The organism is Microtetraspora glauca, assembly GCF_040656155.1.
Taxonomy (GTDB): Bacteria; Actinomycetota; Actinomycetes; order Streptosporangiales; family Streptosporangiaceae; genus Microtetraspora; species Microtetraspora glauca.
This window is the reverse complement of sequence record NZ_JBFALK010000003.1, coordinates 1-21,392: the sequence shown is the minus strand read 5'-3', so window position 1 is coordinate 21,392 and position 21,392 is coordinate 1. Positions and strand designations below refer to the sequence as shown.

Here is a 21,392-nt window from a genome sequence, read left to right as displayed (position 1 = left end):
TGGGCCGTGGGGGCACTGCGGGGTGCCGTACGGGCACCTCGGCCTCGACGAGCCACTCAACGAGCCACTCAACGAGCCACTCGACCGTGCCACTTGACCGTGCCGGCGGTTCGTGTTCATAGAGGTCAGCCATGACCGGACTCAACGTCACCCAGAAATTGATCGGCGCCCACCTCGTGGACGGCGTGATGACACCCGGGGAAGAGATCGGGCTGCGCATCGACCAGACCCTGACGCAGGACGCGACGGGAACGATGGTGATGCTGGAGCTGGAGGCGCTCGGCCTGGACCGGGTCCGCACCCGCACATCGGTGCAGTACGTCGACCACAACCTGCTGCAGACCGACGAACGGAACATGGCCGATCATCTGTTCCTGCGTTCGGCCTGCCACCGCTTCGGGGTGTGGTACTCCAGGCCCGGTAACGGCGTGTCGCATCCCACGCACATGCAGCGTTTCGGGGTTCCGGGCGCGTCGATGGTCGGCTCTGATTCCCACACCTGTGCCGCCGGATCGCTGGGCATGCTCGCCGTCGGCGTGGGCGGGCTGGAAGTCGCCATGGCGATGGCGGGGCAACCGCTGTACCTGACGATGCCCGAGATCTGGGGAGTGCGCCTGACCGGCACGCTCCCGCCGTGGGTGTCGGCCAAGGATGTGATCTTGGAGATGCTGCGCCGTCACGGCGTCGAAGGCGGGGTGGGCCGGATCATCGAGTATCACGGACCGGGGCTGGCCGCGCTGTCGGCGATGGACCGGCACGTCATCGCGAACATGGGCGCGGAGCTCGGCGCGACCACGTCCGTGTTCCCCGCCGACGAGCAGGTACGCGCGTTCCTCGCCGCCGAGGGGCGAGCCGGCGACTTCGTCGAGATCCTTCCCGATCCCGGCGCCCGCTACGACGTTCACGAGGAGATCGACCTGTCGGTCCTCGAACCGCTGATCGCCGCGCCCACCTCGCCGGGCAACGTCGTCCCGGTACGCCAGGTCGCCGGCGAGGACGTCCACCAGGTGGTGATCGGCTCCTCGGCCAATCCGGGGTTGCGGGATTTCGCGATCGTCGCCACCATCCTGGCGGGTCGCCAGGCACATCCACAGGTGTCGGTGGACATCAATCCGAGCTCGCGGGAGATCCTCGCCGACCTCACCCGCATGGGGGCCACCCTCGACCTGATCAGGGCCGGCGCGCGGCTGCACCAGGCCGGATGCATGGGCTGCATCGGCATGGGGCAGGCGCCCGCGGTCGGCCGCAACAGTCTGCGCACCGTACCGCGTAACTTCCCGGGCCGGTCGGGAACCAAGGAGGACTCGGTGTGGCTGTGCTCTCCGGAGACGGCGGCGGCCGCCGCGCTGACCGGACGCATCACGGACCCGAGGACGCTGCCCGACCTGCTGGGGATCGAGTATCCCGCCCTCACGTTGCCCAAGCGGGCCGTCGCCCCCGAAGGCATGTTCGAGCCGCCCCTCGCCCCTGCCGAGGCGCGGCGGGTCGAGCTGGTCAAGGCGTCCAGCATCGGGCGACTGCCCGACTTCGATCCGTTGCCGGACCGGCTGTGCGGCCCTGTCTTGATCAAACTGGGCGATGACGTCTCCACCGACGAGATCCTGCCCGCGGGGGCCCGTGTCCTGCCCTTCCGCAGTGACATCGCACGGCTCGCCGAGTTCACCTTCGGCCAGATCGACGAGAGCTACCCCGCACGAGCACATCGAGCCGGACCGCACGTCGTCATCGCGGGCGCCAACTATGGCCAGGGGTCGTCCCGTGAACACGCCGTGATAGCACCCCGCTACCTCGGGCTGCGCGCGGTGATCGCGAAATCCTACGCCCGCATCCACTGGCAGAACCTCGCCAACTTCGGCGTACTGGCCCTGGAGTTCACCGACCCGGAGGACTACGACCGCATCAGCCAGGGCGATGAGCTGTCCCTGGAGGACCTGCGCGCCGCGCTGGAGAGGGGCGGAGACCTCGTCGTACGCGACGCGACCACGGGCGCCGACGTCGTCGTCCGCCACCGGCTCTCTCCCCGCCAGATCGCGATGGTGCTCGCCGGTGGGCAGATCCCCTTGATCAAGGCGCAGACCGTGACGTGAGCAGGCCGAGCGTCGTGGTCGAGGAGCGGGACCTACCGGCTGCTGCCACAGCAGCAGCCGGTGGGTCGACGACGATCCCGCTCATCCGTGTGCGAAGCCCTTGCCGGTGCGGTCCAGCGGGTCGGGCTCCAGGCCGAGGTAGGTGGCCCGGAGTTCGTCCCAGGCGGCCAGCCGGGTGAAGTCCGGCGGGTCGAGGACCTGCTGGCGGTCGGTGAGGAACGGGTTGGGCAGCAGTACGGTCATGAGCTGCTCGTCCCGGCCGTTGAAGAGGCGGACGCCCCAGGAGGTCGGGCTGCCGTCGGCGCCGACGCGGCGGTACATCTCGGCGCGGGCGCAGCGGCGGATCCGGCCGAGTTCGGGGCCGCTGGCGGTGTGCTCGCCGATGCACAGATGGAAGTGCCAGCGGCCGAAGTCGACGGTGACATAGCCGTCGTACAGGCTGATCCGCTCGGGCGCGTTGGGTGCGGCGACCTCCCAGGCGGCGCCCTGGATGATCACGCCGAACCAGATGTGCTCCCAGTACTTGTCGAAGATGTCCTTCACCAGGGACAGGAGGGTCTGCTCGTCGGTGGGCAGCTCCCAGACGTGCAGGGTGCCGGTGCCCTCTTCTTCGACGACGGTGTGGTTCATCGGGCTCCTTGAGATTCTCGTATGGCACGGGCCCACTGCTCGTGCCGCGTGCCGGGGGCGATCAGGGCACAGTCGCCGCACTTACCGCCGCCGGGCAGGCGGTAGTACAGGCAGCAGCTGCGCCGGACGAAGAACGGATGGCCGGGCGCCGGTTCCGCCAGCTCACCGGTGTCGCGCAGTGGGCCCAGGTCCAGCAGCTCGCGGCCCAGCGTGACGGCCGTGTCGCTTCGTTCGGGGCGTACGCGGGCGAGGGTGCGGACGGTCCCGGCCAGCGCGGAGGCCGCGTTGCCCCACAGCAGGCCCGGTGCGATCTTCACGACAGCCTGGAACGCCGCGGCGAGCGGTTCCAACAGCCCGGTCACCACGGTGTGGTGCAGCCGTTCTGTGACCCGTGCCGGGTCGCGGACCTGCCATCCGTCGAGGCCTGTGGCGCGCAGCGGCAGCGGTCCGCTGGGCGCCGCCTGCCAGTGGATCCGTCCGGGATCCAGGTCGATGAGCAGGTCGTGGGCGATCGCCGCGCCGAGGGGAGGTGACCAGAGGCGGGCGGCGATCCCCTGGAACAGGATCGAGGCGGCAACCCGGGTTTCGGTGGTGTTCAGCCGCTCGGCGACGTCGGCGATCCTTTTCTCCAGGACGCCGGTATCGGTGAACAGGTCGGTGAGTGGCCGCCACCCGGCCTCGACCTCACCGATGCCGAGTTCGAAGTAGCCGCCGACCGTGGAGACGTCGGAGACCGCGCCTGACACGGTCAGGGGAGTGGCGGGCCGCAGCGTCGGAGGTGTCTCCCGCAGCGTGTCGGCCGCGTGGCGGCTCCACGCCGCGAGCTCGGGAATCGTGGCGAACCTGATGACGTCGCCGTCGAAGGCCGCCACGTATCCGTTGCCCGTACGCCGTACCGCCAGCTCGACGGCCTCGCCATCGGGACCGGGTCCGGCACCGGAATCAGCACCGGAATCAGCACCGGCATCGCAGCGGGCAGACCGTACAGCGGCCTCGCCGGTACGGCGGACCGCGGCCGTACGCCAGCCTTCTCTGGCCAGCGCGCGTTCCAGCAGCGGGCGGTGGATGTCGTCGGCGGTCACACGCACTCTTCCTCCGCTGCCCGTCTGGAGCACGAACACGCCGGAGGCGGGGTCGAAGGACAGATCGTCGCCGTCGAAGGCGGCACCGATCACTCCCCGGGCGGTCAGCTCCTCCGGCGTCCCGGCGTGCAGGAGGCCGCCGGGGGCGAGCAGCCAGATCCGGTCGGCGACCCGCAGCGCCAGCTCCAGGTCGTGCGTGGACACCACGACGGCGAGCCCCCTCTCGCGGGCGAGGCGGCGCAGCAGGCCCATCAGCGCCACCCGGGAGGTGACGTCCAGGAACGCGGTCGGCTCGTCCAGCAGGATTGCCGAAGGCTGCTGCGCCAGGGCGCGGGCGACCAGCACCCGCTGGCGCTCACCGTCGGACAGCTCGGTCACCGGACGGTCGGCCAGATGGACGGCGTGGACCGCCTCCAGCGCCCAGGTGACGATCTCGCCGTCCGCGGCCGACAGCCGTCCGGTGAACCCGGTGTGCGGGTGCCGTCCCAGCCCGGCCAGTTCTCGGGCGGTCAGCAGGGCGGGCAGGTCCCGCTCGGTGAGCACGACGGCGAGCCGCCGGGCCAGCTCACTCGCCGGCACCGACTCGATCGCGGCGCCGTCGATGAGGACCCGCCCGTCCAGGGCGGGCTGCAGTCCGGCCATGGTCCGCAGCAGGGTGGACTTGCCCGCACCGTTCGGGCCGATCAGCACGGTGAGCGCACCGGGTGCGGCGGTCGCGTCCAGGCCGTCCAGTACCCGCCGCTCACCGTGGCCGCGCCGCGCCGGGTATCCGGCACACACGCCGTCCAGGCGCAAACCCCGATCGTCCATGGTCACACCGCCAGTCCGGTACGGGCCGCGCGGCTGCGCAGCAGTACGGCGATCACCACGGGCGCGCCGAGGATGGTGGTCACCGCGTTGAGGGGAAGCACGACCCCGCCGCCCGGCACCTGGGCGGCCACGCAGCACAGCAGCGCCACCGCGGCGCCGAGCAGCGCCACCCCGGGCAGGAGCAGCCGATGGTCGGCGGTGCCCAGCGTCAGCCGGGCCACATGCGGTACGGCCAGGCCGAGGAAGGCGACCGGCCCGCAGAAGGCGGTCACCGCGCCGGCCAGCACGGAGGACACCAGCAGGGTGAGCGTGCGGGTCAGCCGCACCCGCACCCCCATCGTGCGGGCGTAGTTCTCGCCGAGAAGCAGCGCGTTGAGCGGCTTGACCCCGGCCAGCGCCGCCGCCAGCGCGACCAGACAGACCGGGCCGAACATGGCGAGATCGGGCCACGTGGTCCCGGCGAAGCTGCCCAAGCCCCAGCTGATGAACTGCTGGGCGCGCTGCGGGTCGGTGTACACGAGCAGCACCGTGATGATCGAGGTGGCGGCCGAGCCGACCATCACCCCGACGATCAGCAGCGTGACCACGGACCGCACCCGCCGCGACAGCGCGAGCACGAGAGCGAGCACCGCCGCCGCCCCGGCGGAGGCGGCGACCACGACTCCGGCCCGGCCGAGCCCGGCCACGCCGGCGGTGAACGCGCCCGCCGTCCCGCCCCAGCCGATGATGATCAGTGAGACGCCCAGGCTCGCGCCGGAGCTCACCCCGAGGATGTACGGCTCGGCCAGCGGGTTGCGGAACAACGTCTGCATCTGCACCCCGGCCACGCCCAGGGCGGCTCCGGCCAGGGCCGCGGTCATCGCGCGCGGAAGCCGCACCGTCCAGATGATCTCGCGGACGGCGGGGTCGGCGGTGCCGTCGCGCAGCAGCGCGGGCAGCGCCCGGGACAGGGGGATCGCGGTGGAACCGAGCGTGACGGCCAGCGCGAACGTGACCGGCACCGCGATCACCATGATCGAGAGGACCACCGTCCGGCGGCGAGCCGCCGCCGGGACGGTCGTCAGTGCCGCTGCGGTCACTTGGTCATCTTCTGGTAGAAGGTGAACGCGTGGCCGGGCGCGAGGTCGGGATGCAGGATGGCCACCAGATCGCCCAGGACCAGGTCGGGACGGGCGACGCCGCGCTCCCAGTAGTCGTTGCCGCCGCCCGGGCCCATGGTCTTGTTGGCCGACCACACCTCACCGGTCCCGTACGCGGAGAACGTGGCGTAGCGGGCGTCGGACTTCTTCACATCGCCGAGGGTCTTCCACTCGTTGACGATGGCGAGCCACACCTTGGCGTCCTTGGCCTTGGCCAGCACCGCCTCCAGGTCGAGTGTGGTGCCGCCCGAGCCGGAGGTGTCCGCCCACGGGTAGGTCCCGCCCGCGTCCTTGATCAGTCCGGCGACGTAGCTGCCGCCGTTGGGCATCGACCACTGGCCCTGGTACATCTGGCCGGGCAGCACGGCGACCGGGGTGGCCGCCTTCGCCTTGGCGGTGAGCGACGTGTAGTCGGACTCGATCTTGCCGAACACCTCGTTCGCCGTGGACTCGGTGCCGGTGAGCGCGGCCATCAGCCTGATCCACTCGGCCCGGCCGAGGGCGGTGGACTCCAGCCACTCGGCGTTGGCTACCACTTTGATCCCGGCCTGGCGCAGCGGACCGTACGCCTTGTCCTCGGTGCCCTGCGTCATGAGCACGTCGGGCCTCGCGCCGATGACCTTCTCGGTGTCGATCTCCTGTCCGGAGGCGTACTCGGTGACCGCGCCGGACTTCACCCGCTCCAGCACCTCGGGGGAGGTGATGTATCCGGCGGAGGCCACGGCCTTGAGCCGGTCCAGCACGCCCAGTTCGGTGATGAACGGCAGGTGCGTGGTGGAGGCGGAGTACAGCGACTCGATGGGCGTCTCGACGGTGACCGCGCCGGCGAGGCCGCCGGTCAGCTCGGGGGCGGGCGTGCCGCAGCGCACCAGCACGTACGTCTCCGGCTTGGCGCCGGGTGCGGGCTCCTTGACCGTGACGACCTGGTAGTTCTTGGCGTACGTGAGGGTGAAGTTGGTGGCGTGCGTCAGGGTCTGCTTGACCGGGAAGTAGTCCGCGTTCGCGTCGTAGGAGGTGACGCAGCGACCCTCAGCCGCCGAGGCGGCCGTCGCGGGGGACGCGGACGGTTCGGTTCCGCCGCAGGCGGTGGCGGTGAGCAGGATCGCGGGCAGGACGGCGAGCAGCGCGCTGTGGATCGGGCGGGGGATACCCATCGATGGTCTCCTGGGAACGGGCCGCGACCGCCATTCCTCGATAGCGCGACGCGGCGGGCGAGGAGCCGGATCACCAGGAGAGTCCCGCCACGGCGGCCGGTTCCGCGACCGTCAGCCATGAAGCAGCCGACTGGAAAGCCGGTAACCGTACCGCGGGCAGGGAGAAGGACCTTACGCCGGTTACACGGCATGGCGGCCACCGTCCTCTCTTGGGGAGATCCGCCCCAATTTCTGTGAGGAGGCGACCGCGTGAGTCTCCTGGCTCTCGGGTCGAAGCTCGCCCCGGCCTTCCCACCCGCGTAAGGGCAGTGGCGTCGTCGGGGTTCGCTCGCCGATCACAGTGGCGGGACCGCGCCGGATTCACACCGGCTTCCTCGTTCCGCCGTCGCCTTCGCGACCATGGTCGCATACGACGCATAGCTCACCAAGGACCGGGTTCGTGCGGATGGTTCCGGCTACCGCGCCTGGCTGGTCGCGCCACCGCCGACGACCTCGCCGACAACCGGGCATCTCCCAGGTGGGAGCCGAGTCGTACCGGGAAGAGGGGCTCGACCTGATCGCGGAGCTCGGCCTGCGTGCCGTGGCGATCCCGCACACGACAACGCTGCAGGCCGGACAGCCTTGTGGTCTTTGACAGCGCGACGACAAGCCATATGCTGCGACCTCGGCGCCGCGTTGTCACAGATCGGAACGCCGCACTGTCTTTCAGACGACCGGACGTCGCGGAGCGACAGGAGCGAGATCTTGCCACCAGCCGGCACCACCATCCGGATCCGGGTCCGGATGAGCGCGCGCGCCATCGATGAGCCGCACCGTGTTTCGAGCCCGCTCGAGCTGCTGTTCGATCTCACCTTCGTGGTCGCGGTCGCGGTCGTCACCGCCCAGTTCGCGCACAGCGTCGCCGACGGTCATGGCCTCGCCGGGCTGGTCCCGTTCCTCCAGGTCTTCTTCGCGATCTGGTGGGCGTGGATGAACTTCACGTGGTTCGCTTCGTCCTACGACACCGACGATGTCGCCTATCGGCTGCTGACCATGGTGCAGATGGCGGGCGTGCTGGTGCTCGCCGCCGGTGTGCCGGCCGCGGCCGGTCACTCCGATTACGGAATCGTCACGCTGGGCTACCTCGTCATGAGGACGGCGCTCGTCGCCCAATGGCTGCGGGCCGGTTTCGAGGACCCGGCGAGCCGCCGCACCGCGCTGCGCTACGCCGCCGGCATCAGCCTCGTGCAGATGGGCTGGCTGCTTCGCTTCTTCCTCGCGGCGACGGGAGCCCTCCCCTCATCGATCGAGCTGCCGTCCTTCGCCTGCCTGGTCGTCCTGGAACTCGCGGTGCCACGGTGGGCGGAGCGGGACAGGGCCACCAACTGGCACCCGCACCACATCGCCGAACGCTACGGCCTGTTCACGATCATTCTGCTCGGCGAGAGCGTCCTCGCCGCGAGCAGGGGGGTCGAAGCAGCGCTCGAATCGGGCAGGATCAGCGGTCCCTTCATCGTCATCGCTGTCTCCAGCCTCGTCCTGCTGTTCGCTCTTTGGTGGCTGTACTTCCTCGTACAGGCTGGTGAGGGTCTCAGTGACCGCCGTCATCGGTCCTACTTGTGGGGATACGGTCACTACGGCATCTTCGCCGCCCTTGCCGCCCTCGGCGCTGGGCTCGAGGTCGCGGTGGAGCAGAGCGGGCACGGGGTGGTGGCGGCTCCGCCGGCACTCGGGTACGCCGTCGCCATCCCGGTCTTCGCCTATCTCGCTCTCCTCTTGGCGGTACAGGTACTTGTCGTCACAGAGCCTGTCATCAACCCTGCCGCGGTTCTGGGTGGTGCCACCGCCATCTTGCTGCTGCCGCTCATGGCGTCCCGGATCGGCGTGGCGGCCGTGGTCGCGTCGATCGCGGGCATCTGCGCCGTGCTGGTCGCTGTCACGATCCTGGCCAACGCGCGCGTCGCCGGCGGTACCCCGCGATCCGCCTCTCTCGCGGACGATCCACAAATGTCATAAATCACGGCGCTACCCGCGTTCCCGCAGTCGGGAGCGCCATGTACGCGTCAGGGAAACAGATCGTCACGTCGGTCCTCGTCATCGGCATGGAGGGACCCGGATCGCGGTCCGGTCGCCGGGCGCGGGGTCGGCGTCCTCGCGGCGGAGACGCGGCCGCGGGCGGACGTGCACCTCGCTCGCGGCGGGTGCCACCGACGCGGCGCTCGCGACGACGGATCCCGAAGGCAGCCGGCGACAGCACGCCGCGGACACCCTCAATGAGAGCGGTCTTCTCGCCGACCCAGACGGCGCGAATCGTCACCGAAGGGCATCCAACTCAGTATCGCCGCAGGTCAGTGGGTAGGTATGGCACTGACATCACAAGATTCTCACGGCGGTTGTCGCAAGCCCGGAGGCTGCCCTGTCTTAGCCGGCGATCGGCCGGCAAAAGGCGCACCGGCGGAGCAGGAAGGCGTGTCATGAAGATCGTGGTAGTCGGCGGGACCGGTCTGATCGGGTCGAAGCTGGTGGCGAAGCTGGGGGAGCACGGTCACGAGGCGGTGGCGGCGTCGCCGAACACCGGCGTCAACACCCTCACCGGCGAAGGCCTGGCCGAGGTACTGACGGGCGCCTCAGTGGTGATCGATGTGTCGAACTCCCCATCCTTCGAAGCCGCCGCGGTGCTGGAGTTCTTCGAGACCTCCACGCGCAATCTGCTCGCCGCGGAGAAGGCGGCCGGCGTCGGTCACCATGTGGCGCTGTCGGTGGTGGGGACCGAGCGGATGCCCGAGAACGGCTACTTCCGGGCGAAGATCGCGCAGGAGCAACTGATCGAGAAGTCGGGGATCCCGTTCTCGCTCGTGCACGCCACCCAGTTCTTCGAGTTCACCCGGAGTATCGCCGGCGAGGCGACCGACGACGGCAAGGTCCGGATAGCGCATGTGCTCTTCCAGCCCATCGCGGGCGACGACGTCGCTCAGACGCTCGGCCGGATCTCGGTGGGATCGCCGCTGAACGGAAGGGTCGAGGTGGCCGGGCCCGAGCAGTTCAGGATGGACGATTTCTTCCGCGACGCCCTGGCCGCCTGGGGCGACCCGCGCGAGGTGGTCACCGACCCGCACGCGCGCTACTTCGGATCAGAGCTGAGCGAGCGGTCCCTGGTGCCGGGCGACGACGCGATCCTCGGTCAGACCCGCTACCGCGACTGGCCAGGCCGGACCGCGCCCAAGAAGTAACGGCGTCTCACCGGGCTTTTCAATAGGCCACGAAAGGTCATCCCATGCCCGATATCGACCCCGCGCCCGCACCATCGTGCCATCGGCACCCGCAACGCCATGACGGCGTGCCGAGGCGGAGCGGTCAGGGCTTGCCGCGGGCGCGGTGGACGACGACGCGGTCACCCCGTCCCGGGTACGACATGATCAGCAGCCGTTGCCGGACGGCCCCGCCGTCCCTCGACCTGTCCCAGGAATAATGGATCCGGATGCGGTAGTGGCCCCTGCCCCGGACGGCGAGGTCGGGCAGCGGGTCGCCGCCCAACGGGTGGGCGAACCTGATCTCGCCGCTGACGCTGGGGTGGCCGACCTCGACCACGTGCTGCCATCCCCTGGCCTCCACGGGCGGGCGGCGCGTGTACGTCTCGGTCGTGACGCAGAGCGGGATGTCCGAGTGGACGTCGAGGCCGAGGAACCCCGGCGCGACGGTCAGCAGGTCGTCCTGGTAGGTCGGATCGTTCGCCTCGGGGTCCTCCCCGGCGATGTCAGGTTCGTACGCCTCCAGGGCGCCGTAGTCCGGCATCGCCACCGGGTCCCGCTGGACGACCCTGGACACCGGTCTGATCAGGGGTCGGTGGCGGCGCGCGGTGGCGCAGACGCGCCGCCGCTCCTCCTCCCACTCCCGCATCTCCCGCTCCTCCTGCTCGCGCGCCGCCGCGACGACGGTGGCGGCGCTCGGGCAGATGTCCGCGAGGACGTAGTTCAGTTCCCGGACCTGGACGCCGTCCGTGCGGTGGACGCGGGCGAGCTCGGCCGGGTCGTCGCGGGCGTGCACGTCGCACAACCGGCGGCCGTAGGCGACCAGGAACCGGTCCGGGAGGTCGGGTGCGACTTTCAGCGCGCCGGAGGAGCCCCGCACGGCGCAGACGAAGGCCTTCTCACCGGTCGGCGCGGCCCGGTTGGGCCCTCCCGGCCACGGCCCCGCGCACTCCCGGGCGGCGGTGACCGGGCCGCCTCCGTGGTCGGCCATCGGAAGGAAGCACAGCGGGGCGGCCGCCGCCGCGACCGTCGCCACCGTCCGGAGTCGCGAGCGCGGTCGCCCGCCCGACCGCCGCAGCGATCGCGGGAGAAGAACGGCCGCCGCGGCGAAGGCCCCGCCGAACCACAGCCGCGCGACCCCGGAGTGGTCGCCGTACGGCACGAGGCCGGACGCGAAGGAGGACACCAGGTCGTACACCGTGCCGGACTCGCTCGGGAGAGCGGCGTATCCGGGATCGTCGCGCGGGGCGAGCAAGGTGAGCGCGATGACGACCTCGACCGCGGCGGCGGCGAGCAGGACGAGTACCGCCGCCCGCACCAGGCCGAACGTCCTCCGCAGGACCGCGACGAGGACCAGCACCGACAGCGCGCCCGTCCCGGCGACGGTGTCGACCAGCGACGCGATCGCGGCCGGCACGACGGCGAGGAGGCCGCCCGTCGCGGAGAACCAGCCGAACGAGCTGTTCACTCCGGCCCACGGCGGCGTGCCGTCGAGGAGGCCGACCGCCAACGGGAGCAGGGGCAGCGCGACCGCCGCCACGGCGAGCGGCCGCGAGCGGAGCGACGCCGGTTCCGGCCGGGCCGCTCGCGCCACGGGCTCCGGCGCAGGGCCGGAGAGCTCGTGGGCGGAACGCGCCTGCCACACCGCCGTCAGCAGGGCGGTCGCGGTGGCCAGGCCGTACATCACAGGTCCGAGGCTGTCGTTCGCCAGGGCGAAGGACAGCCGGGTGGAGAACGGGATCAGCAGGTACGGCACCGCCACGGAGCAGAACCCCGCCCACACGGTGGCCCGGCTCCACCTGCCGTCCGCCGCCTGGGCGATCAGGAGCAGCGCCATGCCCAGGGTCCAGGGCAGCCCGTACAGCCCGGCGACCCCGAAGATGCGCTCGGCGGCCGGGACGTCGAAGTGGTCGGCCACCTCCGAGCCGATCCAGCTCACCTCGCCCAGCGCCACGGCCGCCGCCGCGAGGGCCGCCGTCACCCGCGCGGTCCCGCGCAGGACGACGAAGAACAGCATGACGAGGACGAGCCACCCGACCCCGGCGACGAACTCCGTCCACCACGGCAGGTCCACCGGGATCGAGTCGAGCATGCCCAACGCCGCGCTGAGGTACAGCACCGCCCGGAGCCGGCGCACGGAACGGCCGGCCGCCGGGACCGGTCCGGCCGCCCGCCCGCGCAGGATCTGCCACAATGCCCAGCCCTGGAACGCGGCGATCAGGACGCCGAGCGGCACGCCCCATCCGGCGGAGAGCCGTCCCACCTGCCCCAACGTGAGCAGCCGGGCGAGGAGCGCGCCGTCGCCGGTGACCAGCGCGACGACGCCGAACAGGACGGCCGCCGCCGTGTAGGCGGCGGCGACCGAGGCGGCGAACCGCCCGAAACGATGACGACGCACGTGCTGCTTCCTGGGGGTGAAGGGCCGAAGGCGCCCGGCGGAGGGTGCTCGACAAGCTACCGCCTCCCACCGACAGACTCCGCACGGGCGCGTGACGTCCCCGCTCCACGCGGGAGCGGCGGAGTCTGACGTGCGTGAATAGGTGTGTGGAAGGTTCCGGGCAAGGGAGAAGGCGGTCCCATCTGCCGCGCTCTCGCTGCTCCTCGACTTCTCTTCGCGCGTACGAACTCCTCGACCCCGAGGAGCTCGGCGATCGTCGTCTCATGCCTGAGCGTGAGTGTCTGAGGCAGGTAGCCGGCCTCGCCGATCGTGTCGATCTGGCCGGTGCTCGGCCGCAGGATGCCTGCGATCAGGCGTAGCGGCGTCGACTTCCCAGCGCCGTTGCGCCCGATCACGCCCGTGCCGCCGGTGCCGAAGGTGCCGTTGACGCCGGAGAGTGCGAGGCTGCCGTATGGCCATTCGAAGGTCAGGTCGCGGAGTGTGATGGCGGACTTCGTGGACATCGGTGGTGTTTCTCTTCTTCCTTCCCGTCAACTGCGGACGTGCGTGATCGTCACCTGCGGGTGCTCGTCGACCAGGCGGGTGAGGTTCGGTGCGAACCCCACGGTGGACACGGTCACCCGTCGTGCGGACATTCCGGCGTAGCCTGCGTCTGTCAGCAGGGTGAGCGCGTCGAACACGTGAGGGTTGGCGAGTGCCTCGCCCATCCCCGTGAACGCGACGCTCGCCGGCCGGGGTAGCCCCTCGCCCGAGCCCACCCGGCCAGCCGTGGGCGCGTAGCCACAGATCGGCCAGGACGCGCTCGATGTCGCAGTTGCCGGGGACGGCGTAGTACTCCTCACCGGCCTCGTCCTGGACTGTCGTACGCCTGGAAGGCCCGACCAAGCGTCGGAAGGTACTCGTGGGTTGATCGACAAGTACCACCGAGCCGCTCAGATGCGTTGAAGAATGTGCAGCTCAAACCCTATGGGATGCGTTTTGGCGCGGTACAGCGGCATATCTGGTGACCAGGCGGGCAGATGGACGTTACTACTCCTCCTGGAAGATCGGAGGGCTCAATGATCGTTCTCGGAATCATCCTCCTCATCCTCGGTTTCGCGTTGGGCATCTACGTCCTGTGGGCTATCGGGATAGTGCTGCTGGTGATCGGGGTTGTCCTGTGGATCCTTGGAGCACTCGGACACGCGGTTGGCGGACGACGCCACTATTGGTGATCGCCCGTGGTCCTTGGCCGCCGTCGTTCACCGACGAGGGCTTGCAGGCCGCCATCCAGGCACGCCGCGAGGGCCCGATTTCCTGTGCTGGTGCTGTCGCAGCATGGAGAGCAGCTCTACGCCCGTGAACTGCAGGCGGACGGAGCCGGGGCGGTCGGCTATCCGCCGAAGGACAGGTGTCCCACACCAAACAGTTCATCGGCGGAACATCGGCACCCGTGGCGGACGTTCCTGCGCGTCCAGGCGTGAACACGGCCTGCGGCGTACGGGCGACGAAGCGCCGTTCCGGCTCACATGGCGTTCGTGTACCCCCGGGTGTCGAGGTCGAGCGCGAGCAGTTCCCGGCGGTCGTAGTCGGCGAAGGTCACCTGCGGCCAGTCGGCGAACCTGCTGACGGTGGTGGAGGGGACGCAGTGCCCGGGGACGACGATCCGTTCCAGATGCGCCAGGTCCCGCCGATGCCGTAGCAGGGCGGAGAAGTCGAACCGGTGGGCGTCGTTGACCTTCCACAGGTCGAGGGTGGCCAGCCTCGCGACGACGGGGGAGGCGCCCAGCGTCGTGGGATCCACGTCCGTTTCCCACAGAGCGAGGTGGCGGAGGGCGGGCAGGGAGAGGTCGGCCAGCATGTCCAGCAGGGAGGGCGTGTCCGCGTCGGTGCCGAACGCCACGAGCGTGTGCAGCCGGGGCGCCCCGTCCCGAAGCAGCCGCGCCACCTGCCACGCGGGACACTCCAGTGCTCGCAGGCCGGGGTATCGCCCCGCGACCGGCGCTTCGACGAGGTCGTCGCGCTGGCTCCACAGGCACAGGTGGCTGAGCCGGTCACCGGCGGAGTAGGAGCTCAGGACCGGGTCGAGATGGGCGGTGCCGCCCCAGGTGCGGATCCGAAGCGAGCGCAGCCGGCTCATGTGTTCGCCGGCGAGCAGGCTCCGGAGCCGGTGCCGGCCCATGAGATCGATCCGCCAGGGATCGCACCTCGGGTCGAAGCCCAGCCGGCCCGGTGTCATGCCCTTGGCGGTGGCCAACCCGTCGACGAGTGAGACCACGTCGTGCCCGTCGATGTACGCGTGGATCGCGGGTCCGTCCGGGATCAGGAGCAGGTGGTCGTCCAACAGCCCGTAGAAGGACACCTGGAAGTCGATCGCCTCGATCGCCGCTCGCTCCGCGTCCCGTGCCGCCTGATCGTCCTCCCACAGCCGTACCGCCTGTGCCTTGATGAGCTCGCCTCGGGCGCCGCCGACCTTCGCGGCGAAGGCGAACGCGTAACCGGCGTCGTCCGGCGGAGTGCCCGGGACGCCGCGCGCGGCCGCCTGCGTGCGAGGGGAGTATCCGTCGGCGACGTATCGGTCCACGGCCAGCTCGAAGTGCACGGCGGCGACGTCCTCGTCCACGTGGTCGATCAGCACCTCGGCCCGGCTTCCGCGATGCACGCTGACCCGGGATTCCCGCCGCCGCAGCTCCACGTCCTCGTGCGGACCGGCCAGCCACATGGTCACATCGGGAGGGATCACGATGGGATTGTCGCCGATCGGAGGCGGGGTTCACCCCTCGGCTCATCACCTTCGTCCCGGACGGCGGGGAAGATGTCCGCCCGTCCTCGGGCTCAACAGGGTCCGGGCCACTGGCCCAGAAGAGGCTCACCGGCCGGCAGTCCGACGGGGCCAGTTCGCTAGTAACTAGACCCATAACGCCGATTAAATCGTGGTGACGGCTTCCTGTCACGGTTTAGTCGTCGTTAGCATCCCGTCTAACACAGACAGGTCAGGAGGCTTCGGTGGGGCGTTCGCTCGGAGGGATGCCGGTGCTCGTCACCGGGGGTGGTTCCGGAATCGGTGAGGCGGTGGTCTACCGGCTGGTCAAGGCCGGGGCGAAGGTGACCCTGGCCGGCCGGCGCGCTGACAAGGTCGAGGCGGTCGTCCGGCGGGCGGGCCCCGGCGCGTGCGGTGTCGTCGCCGACGTCACCGTCGCCGCGGACCGCGAGCGGATGGTCGCCCGGGCGGTGGAGCACGGCGGTGGGCTGGAAGCGGTGGTGCACGCCGCGGGCAACATGTATCGCGGCCCGCTCGAGGAACTCGAGGAGCAGGCGCTGCACGACGTGTTCGCCTCCAACACGATCGGCCCCATGATGCTGACCGCGCTCGCCCTGCCGCACTTGCGGGAGCGCTCCGGCGCCGTGGTCTTCTTCGGTTCCGTGCACACTCAGCGCGCCTTCCCCGGCGCTTCCCCGTACGCCGCCACCAAGGGCGCGCTGGAGACGCTGACCGGAGTCCTGGCGGCGGAGCTGGGGCCGCAGGGAGTGCGGGTGGGCTGCGTGCGTCCGGGCGGCGTGCTGACCGAGATCAACCAGCGGGCCGGGCTCATGGACGACGCCACCGCCGCCGAACGCATGCGCTCGCTGGGTCCAGCGCACGCGCTGGGCCGCGCGGGCACCGCCGACGAGGTCGCCGAGGCCGTCGAGTACCTGATCACGGCGGCGTGGGCGACCGGCGGCGTGCTCACCATCGACGGCGGCCTCGGCCTCGGCGTCACCAACGCCTGATCGAACGGGAACCCGGAGCACGAGGCGGGGCCGATCGCGGCCCCGCCATGGGCATGGGCTGGTACGAGTGCGCCGGGGGCGCGTGGTGCGACGGACACCACGCGCCCCCGGCGGTCGAGCCGGTGTCCGGTCAGGACACGGACGTGCCGGGCTCCAGCCAGTCCGTGCTGACGGGCTTCCAGTCCGAGCCGTCCCACTCCGCCACCTTCGCGCCGGTCGTACCGACGTGTCCGCCGGCGGCGGCCGGGCCGAAGGTGATCGGCGGGTAGATGCCGGACGCGTGATCCTTGAGCGACTCGGCGGTCTTCTGGAAGTCGGCCCAGCTCAGGTCGTCGCCCATCCGCGTCACGATCTCGAAGAAGATCTTCGTGTTGGCGTACGCCTGCAGGGCGTAGGCGCTTCCCACCTGGTCCGGGGCGGCCGCCTGCTGCGCGGTGCGCCACGCCGCGGCCTCGGGCGCGTCCGACGTCGGCAGCTCGGAGATGAACGTGCCGTAGACGCCCTTCGCCGCGGGCCCCGCCGGGCCCACCGTGCCCGCGCTGCCCGTGGTCACGGTCGAGGAGGTGCCCATGATGGCGGGCTTCCAGCCCAGCTCGTCGACGGCCTTCATGATCAGCGCCGACTGCGTGTTGTCCGTGCCGAGCACGATGGCGTCCGGCTTCGCCTCGCGGACCTTGAGTACCGCCGAGCTCACCTCGGTCGAGTTCGGCTCGGTGGTCTCGTTCGCGACGACCTCGACCCCCGTGCTCGCGGCCTCCTCCTTGACCCCGTCCCGGATCGAGTGGCCGAGCTCGTTGTCCTGCCCGATGACGGCGACCTTCTTGATCCCCTTGCCCGCCAGGAAGTCCACGATCACTCTGGCCTGGTCACGCTGGCTGGTGCCGAGCAGGAACACCGAGTCCTGCTTCGGGTCGGGCGGCAGTACCGGAGCGAACAGCGGCATGCCCTTCTGCGCCAGGTAGGGATAGCTGCCCGGGATGTTGGCCGATCCCGCGGGGGAGACCACCGCGTACACCTTCTCCTGGTCACCCAGCCGGCGGATGTTGGCGACGCTGCGCGCCGCCTCGAACCCGTCGTCGAGCACGACGAGCTTCACCTGGCGGCCCTGGAGCCCGCCCTTGTCGTTGATCTCTTTGACCGCCGCGTTCAGCCCGGCCTCGAAGCCCTTCCCCGAGGTGGCGGCACCGCCGGAGAGCGGCAGGGTGGTGCCGATGGTGAAGGTGTCGTCCGTGACACCTTGGACCGCCGCGCCCCCGCCCGCGCCCGACGGCGCGGCCGCCTGGGACGAGCAGCCTACGACGGCGAGCGCGGTCAGCAGGGCGGGCAGGGCGGTGAGCGGGAACCGTCGTGGCCTCATGGACCCTCCAGTCAGATGGTGCGAGTGTTCAGCCGAGGTAGGCGCGGACGAGGTTCTCCGAGTCCGCGAGCTCGTGGGCGGGGCCGGAGGTGCGCACGGCTCCGCCGGCGAGCACGTAAGCGCGGTCCGCGATGTCGAGCACGGCCGAGTTCTGCTCGATGAGCAGGAACGCGGTGCCCGACTCCTCCCGCAACCGCGCGACCAGCCCGAGCAACTGGGTGACGAGGATCGGCGCGAGGCCGAAGGACATCTCGTCGACCATCACCAGGCGTGGCCGCCCGATCAGCGCCCTGGCGACGGCCAGCATCTGCTGCTGCCCCCCGGACAGCGAACCGGCCGGCGCGGCCAGCTTGTCGCGGAGCGCGTCGAACACGTCCAGCAGCCGCTCCTCGTCCTGGGCGACGTCCCGGGCGCCGCGCCCGCGGGCGGTGGCGCCCAGGCGCAGGTTCTGCCGCACGGTGAGGGAGGAGAGGATGCCGCGGCCCTCGGGGACGTGGCCGAGCCCGAGCCTGGCCCTGGCCTCCGGGGTCCGGCCGCCGAGCGTGGTGCCGTCGAAGCTCACCGAGCCCGACCAGGTGGGCAGCACGCCGGAAACGGCGCGCAGCGTCGTGGACTTGCCCGCGCCGTTGACCCCGAGCAGCGCGACGATCTCGCCCTCCGCCACGTCGAGGTCGACCCCGCGCAGCACGGGAACTCGGCCATAGCCGGAGGTCAGCTCACGAATCGACAGTAGCAACGCCGGCTCCCAGGTAAGCCTTGACGACATCGGGGTGGGCGACGACCTCGGCCGGAGTGCCGTCCGCCAGGATGCGCCCGAAGTGCAACGCCGCGACCCGCGGGCACAGCCGCGAGACGAGCTCCAGGTCGTGCTCGATGATCAGGATCGACAACTCGTCGCGTTCGCCGATCTCGGCCAGCGGCGCCACCATCCGGTCGACGTCGGCGGCCGACAGGCCCGCGGCGGGCTCGTCGAGCAGCACGACGCGCGGCTGCGGCGCGAGCGCGCGGGCGACCTCGACGATCTTCTGGCTGCCCAGCGGCAGGTTCCCGACGGGCTCGGCGGCGCGGTCGGCGAGCCCGAAGGCGTCGAGCAGCTCGCGCGCCCGCTCCCGGGCGGCCCGGGACTTGCGCGAGATCCCGAGGAAGTCGGCCAGCCCGCCGCCGCGGGTCAGCTCGGCGTCCAGCCCGGCCAGCACGTTCGCCTCGACCGACAGCTCTGCCACCAGCCGGGGAGTCTGGAACGTGCGGCGCACGCCCCTGCGGGCCACGACGGCCGGGCGGGCGGAGGGGATCGGCTCGCCGGCGATCCGCACCGACCCCGCGACGGGCCGGACGTAGCCGGTCACCACGTTGAACACCGTCGTCTTGCCCGCGCCGTTCGGGCCGATCAGCCCGGTGAACCCGGGGCCGATGGCGAGGTCGACGCCCTTCAGGACCTCGTTGCCGCCGAAACGCACGGCGATCCCGGACAGTTCGAGCGCGTTCACCGGGCGGCTCCCGTCAGGTCGGCCGGCCCGGACACGGGCGGGGGTTCGGGCGCGGGCGGAGCCGGGCGCCTGGCCCGCAGCCGGTCGGGCAGCGAGGCCAGCCCGCGTGGCAGGAACGCGATGGCCAGCGCGAGGATCAGCCCGTACCCGAGCCGCTGCCAGCTCCCCAGGTCCTGCAGCAGATCACGGAGCACGACCACCACGACCGCGCCGAGGAACGGGCCGGTGACGTAACCCACGCCGCCGAGGAACGCGACGATCAGGAACTCGATGAGCAGCCCCATGTCGAAGATCTCCGGTGTCAGGTACGACAGGCACTGCGCGTACAGCGCCCCGGCGATCCCGCCGATGAACGCCGACAGCGCGAAGGCCAGCAGTTTCGTGCGCATCGGGCTCACCCCCAGTGACGGGGCGGCGATCTCCGCGTCGCGCACGACCCGCAGCCGCCTGCCGAGCCCGACGCGTCCGATGCGTATGACGACGGCGGTGGTGACGGCGGCCACGCCGAGGCACAGGTACCAGCGGCTGCCGTCGACGTCGATCCCGGGCAGGACCACGGCCTCCACGGCGGTGCCGGCGATGCCGCCGGTGATCGGCGTGGCCTCCACGAAGACGCGGATCATCAGCTCGGCGAACGCGAGCGTGGCGATCGCGAGGTAGAAGCCGCGCAGGCGGGTGGCCGGCAGCCCGATCAGCACGCCGAACAGCGCGGCGATCAGGCCCGCGGTGACCGCCGCGAGCGGCCAGGCCCAGCCCTGCGCGACCAGGTACGTGGTCGCGTACGCCCCGACGCCGAGGAAACCGGCCTGGGACAGGGCGATCTGGCCCGACCACCCCATGATCAGGACGAGCCCGAGCCCGGCTGTCGCCGTCACCATGACCAGGCACGCCTGGAAGAGCAGGTACGGGTTGACCAGGCCGGGCAGCGCGAGCAGGACGAGCGCCGCCGCCAGGGCGCCGGCCGCGCCGGCGATCCGCCACGGCGAACCGGAGAACACGGCGAAGGGTGTCATCAGACCTCCCGGACCTGGTGGCGGCCGAACAGGCCCTGCGGCTTGATCGAGAGCACCACGACGATGGCCAGCAGCGCGATCGCGGTCTTGCTCGACGTCGAGATGTACGCGCCCGCGAGGTTCTCCGCGACGCCGAGCGCGAGCCCGCCGACGAACGCCCCGGTGATGCTGGAGAACCCCCCGAGTGTCGCCGCGACGAAGCCCTTGATGAGCAGCCCTGAGCCGTTCTGGTCGGTGAGCAGGGAGGCCTGACCCTGCAGCAGCAGCGCGATCGTGGCGATCGCCCCGGCCAGGGCCCACGAGGTGCGGAACACCGTCGTGACCGAGACGCCGAGCAGCCTCGGCGTCACGCGGTCCTCCGCGATCGCCTGCATTTGCACGCCGAGCGGCGTACGGAAGAAGAGGATGAGCCCGACCATCACCGCCAGCCCGGCCGCGACGCTGACCAGCTGCTCGTAGGCAACGACCTGCCCGGCCACGGTGAACGAGCCCGCGAACGGGGAGTCGATCTTGCGAGGCTCGGATCCCCACACGAGCTGGACGATCGCGTTGATCACGACGAAGACCGCGATCGTCATCAGGACCGTGGCGAAGTGGTTCTCCGCCAAGATCGGACGGATAGCCGTTCGTTCCACCACTACGGACAGCGCGATGCCGATGAGCAACCCGATCGGGACCGCCAGCCACCACGACAGGTTCGCCCCGTCGATGAGCGCCCAGATGCAGAAGGCCGGGAACAATCCCAGCTCAGCCATGGCGAAGTTGGGTACGTCGGTCGCCTTCAGTACCAGGACGATGGCGAGTGCCATGAGGGAGTACCAGCTTCCCGCCTGCAACCCGCTGATGATCTGTTGCCACACGGTGACGCCTCCAAGCCACTAGTCGTCAGGATGTTAACGTCCAATGGATAGACGCCACGGTCCCGATTTGGCAACGATGCGGCGAGACACGATCGGCGGAGAGTGATCAGGGCGCCGGCCTTCGGGCATGCCGAAAACGGCGCCCATCGATCCGATGGACGCCGTGACCGGTGCGGACACCGATGCGAGTGGGCGGGCGGCCCCGCCGGACCGCGAAGTGCGGCCGGGTGGCTCAGCCGGCCCGGACCGCGAGGTGCGGGCGGTGCGGCCCGCCCGCCGCGACCTGCCCGGTCAGCGCGGCGTGTCGGTCCCGCGCCCCCCCCCGGGGCCCGGGGGCGGCCCGGCCCCCCCGGGCGGCGAAAAAGCCCCCCCCCCGCCCGCCGCCCCCGGCTTTCCCC

Annotated in this window: 18 protein-coding genes, 1 pseudogene and 1 riboswitch; of the genes and pseudogenes, 6 read left to right on the top strand and 13 right to left on the bottom strand. The window is 71.0% G+C overall.

Going from position 1 to position 21,392, the window contains the following annotated elements; genetic code table 11:
- Positions 1–131 precede the first annotated feature (131 nt).
- The gene (locus tag AB0I59_RS06305) at positions 132–2,087 is read left to right on the top strand and encodes an aconitate hydratase (RefSeq protein WP_358130673.1); all 1,956 of its coding nucleotides are present in this window, start codon (positions 132–134) and stop codon (positions 2,085–2,087) included.
- An 81-nt stretch (positions 2,088–2,168) separates the two neighbouring features.
- On the opposite strand, the gene AB0I59_RS06300 is transcribed toward AB0I59_RS06305, so the two are convergent.
- Genes AB0I59_RS06300 through AB0I59_RS06285 form a run of 4 tightly spaced genes read right to left on the bottom strand, consistent with a single transcriptional unit; the run spans position 2,169 to position 6,902 of the window.
- Entirely contained in the window at positions 2,169–2,717 is a 549-nt protein-coding gene (locus tag AB0I59_RS06300) for a DUF7676 family protein (protein WP_061252611.1), read from the bottom strand.
- Positions 2,714–4,609 carry an ATP-binding cassette domain-containing protein gene (locus AB0I59_RS06295; RefSeq protein ID WP_358130670.1) on the bottom strand — a complete coding sequence of 632 codons (1,896 nt, stop codon included), beginning with the start codon at positions 4,607–4,609 and terminating at the stop codon, positions 2,714–2,716. Before AB0I59_RS06295 ends, AB0I59_RS06300 begins: the two co-directional genes overlap by 4 nt.
- 2 nt (positions 4,610–4,611) lie before the next feature.
- Complete coding sequence (locus AB0I59_RS06290) at positions 4,612–5,688, bottom strand: FecCD family ABC transporter permease (RefSeq protein ID WP_358130667.1); 1,077 nt, start codon at positions 5,686–5,688, stop codon at positions 4,612–4,614.
- Positions 5,685–6,902, bottom strand: coding sequence for an ABC transporter substrate-binding protein (locus tag AB0I59_RS06285; RefSeq protein WP_358130665.1), 1,218 nt, complete (start codon positions 6,900–6,902; stop codon positions 5,685–5,687). The genes AB0I59_RS06290 and AB0I59_RS06285 overlap by 4 nt, the downstream gene beginning before the upstream one ends.
- A gap of 229 nt (positions 6,903–7,131) precedes the next feature.
- A riboswitch (cobalamin riboswitch) is annotated at positions 7,132–7,322 on the bottom strand.
- A gap of 324 nt (positions 7,323–7,646) precedes the next feature.
- Here AB0I59_RS06285 and AB0I59_RS06280 point away from each other — a divergent pair.
- Both AB0I59_RS06280 and AB0I59_RS06275 read left to right on the top strand, forming a co-directional pair.
- Complete coding sequence (locus AB0I59_RS06280) at positions 7,647–8,897, top strand: low temperature requirement protein A (protein ID WP_358130662.1); 1,251 nt, start codon at positions 7,647–7,649, stop codon at positions 8,895–8,897.
- Between the two features lie 458 nt (positions 8,898–9,355).
- Positions 9,356–10,111: an SDR family oxidoreductase gene (locus AB0I59_RS06275; protein WP_358130660.1), complete on the top strand. Its 756-nt coding sequence runs from the start codon at positions 9,356–9,358 to the stop codon at positions 10,109–10,111.
- A 124-nt stretch (positions 10,112–10,235) separates the two neighbouring features.
- Here AB0I59_RS06275 and AB0I59_RS06270 read toward each other — a convergent pair whose 3' ends face one another.
- The 3 genes from AB0I59_RS06270 to AB0I59_RS06260 are packed head-to-tail and all read right to left on the bottom strand — an operon-like array spanning position 10,236 to position 13,234.
- Entirely contained in the window at positions 10,236–12,527 is a 2,292-nt protein-coding gene (locus tag AB0I59_RS06270; RefSeq protein WP_358130657.1) for a hypothetical protein, read from the bottom strand.
- Positions 12,528–12,583: 56 nt separating this feature from the next.
- A complete protein-coding gene (locus tag AB0I59_RS06265) occupies positions 12,584–13,030 on the bottom strand; it encodes an ATP-binding cassette domain-containing protein (RefSeq protein WP_358130654.1) in 447 nt (148 codons plus the stop codon).
- 27 nt (positions 13,031–13,057) lie between these two features.
- Complete coding sequence (locus AB0I59_RS06260) at positions 13,058–13,234, bottom strand: hypothetical protein (protein WP_358130651.1); 177 nt, start codon at positions 13,232–13,234, stop codon at positions 13,058–13,060.
- A 312-nt stretch (positions 13,235–13,546) separates the two neighbouring features.
- On the opposite strand from AB0I59_RS06260, the gene AB0I59_RS06255 reads away from it, so the two are divergent.
- Both AB0I59_RS06255 and AB0I59_RS06250 read left to right on the top strand, forming a co-directional pair.
- On the top strand, positions 13,547–13,741 hold the full coding sequence (locus AB0I59_RS06255) for a DUF6131 family protein (protein ID WP_358130648.1): 195 nt from the start codon (positions 13,547–13,549) through the stop codon (positions 13,739–13,741).
- Positions 13,742–13,758: 17 nt separating this feature from the next.
- Positions 13,759–13,918: pseudogene (locus AB0I59_RS06250) on the top strand (response regulator); the annotation flags it as partial.
- 113 nt (positions 13,919–14,031) lie between these two features.
- Here the strand turns inward: AB0I59_RS06250 and AB0I59_RS06245 are convergent.
- Positions 14,032–15,249: a hypothetical protein gene (locus tag AB0I59_RS06245; RefSeq protein WP_358130645.1), complete on the bottom strand. Its 1,218-nt coding sequence runs from the start codon at positions 15,247–15,249 to the stop codon at positions 14,032–14,034.
- 263 nt (positions 15,250–15,512) lie between these two features.
- Here AB0I59_RS06245 and AB0I59_RS06240 point away from each other — a divergent pair, with 263 nt between their 5' ends.
- Positions 15,513–16,277 carry an SDR family NAD(P)-dependent oxidoreductase gene (locus AB0I59_RS06240; RefSeq protein WP_358130642.1) on the top strand — a complete coding sequence of 255 codons (765 nt, stop codon included), beginning with the start codon at positions 15,513–15,515 and terminating at the stop codon, positions 16,275–16,277.
- A gap of 130 nt (positions 16,278–16,407) precedes the next feature.
- Here the strand turns inward: AB0I59_RS06240 and AB0I59_RS06235 are convergent, their stop codons facing one another.
- Genes AB0I59_RS06235 through AB0I59_RS06215 form a run of 5 tightly spaced genes read right to left on the bottom strand, consistent with a single transcriptional unit; the run spans position 16,408 to position 20,994 of the window.
- Positions 16,408–17,634: an ABC transporter substrate-binding protein gene (locus tag AB0I59_RS06235; protein WP_061252617.1), complete on the bottom strand. Its 1,227-nt coding sequence runs from the start codon at positions 17,632–17,634 to the stop codon at positions 16,408–16,410.
- Between the two features lie 28 nt (positions 17,635–17,662).
- Entirely contained in the window at positions 17,663–18,370 is a 708-nt protein-coding gene (locus tag AB0I59_RS06230; protein WP_061252618.1) for an ABC transporter ATP-binding protein, read from the bottom strand.
- Positions 18,351–19,121 (bottom strand): ABC transporter ATP-binding protein, encoded by a 771-nt coding sequence (locus tag AB0I59_RS06225; RefSeq protein ID WP_061252619.1) that lies wholly within the window; start codon positions 19,119–19,121, stop codon positions 18,351–18,353. Before AB0I59_RS06225 ends, AB0I59_RS06230 begins: the two co-directional genes overlap by 20 nt.
- A complete protein-coding gene (locus tag AB0I59_RS06220) occupies positions 19,118–20,134 on the bottom strand; it encodes a branched-chain amino acid ABC transporter permease (RefSeq protein ID WP_061252620.1) in 1,017 nt (338 codons plus the stop codon). The genes AB0I59_RS06225 and AB0I59_RS06220 overlap by 4 nt, the downstream gene beginning before the upstream one ends.
- Positions 20,134–20,994, bottom strand: a complete 861-nt coding sequence (locus AB0I59_RS06215; protein WP_358130637.1) for a branched-chain amino acid ABC transporter permease — start codon at positions 20,992–20,994, stop codon at positions 20,134–20,136. Before AB0I59_RS06215 ends, AB0I59_RS06220 begins: the two co-directional genes overlap by 1 nt.
- Positions 20,995–21,392: the final 398 nt, after the last annotated feature.

Coding starts and splice junctions, on each gene's coding strand:
- AB0I59_RS06255 (WP_358130648.1), top strand. CDS start 13,547: ATGGACGTTACTACTCCTCCTGGAAGATCGGAGGGCTCAATGATCGTT.
- AB0I59_RS06260 (WP_358130651.1), bottom strand. CDS start 13,234: ATGGGCGAGGCACTCGCCAACCCTCACGTGTTCGACGCGCTCACCCTG.
- AB0I59_RS06265 (WP_358130654.1), bottom strand. CDS start 13,030: ATGTCCACGAAGTCCGCCATCACACTCCGCGACCTGACCTTCGAATGG.
- AB0I59_RS06295 (WP_358130670.1), bottom strand. CDS start 4,609: ATGGACGATCGGGGTTTGCGCCTGGACGGCGTGTGTGCCGGATACCCG.
- AB0I59_RS06300 (WP_061252611.1), bottom strand. CDS start 2,717: ATGAACCACACCGTCGTCGAAGAAGAGGGCACCGGCACCCTGCACGTC.
- AB0I59_RS06305 (WP_358130673.1), top strand. CDS start 132: ATGACCGGACTCAACGTCACCCAGAAATTGATCGGCGCCCACCTCGTG.
- AB0I59_RS06220 (WP_061252620.1), bottom strand. CDS start 20,134: ATGACACCCTTCGCCGTGTTCTCCGGTTCGCCGTGGCGGATCGCCGGC.
- AB0I59_RS06275 (WP_358130660.1), top strand. CDS start 9,356: ATGAAGATCGTGGTAGTCGGCGGGACCGGTCTGATCGGGTCGAAGCTG.
- AB0I59_RS06235 (WP_061252617.1), bottom strand. CDS start 17,634: ATGAGGCCACGACGGTTCCCGCTCACCGCCCTGCCCGCCCTGCTGACC.
- AB0I59_RS06285 (WP_358130665.1), bottom strand. CDS start 6,902: ATGGGTATCCCCCGCCCGATCCACAGCGCGCTGCTCGCCGTCCTGCCC.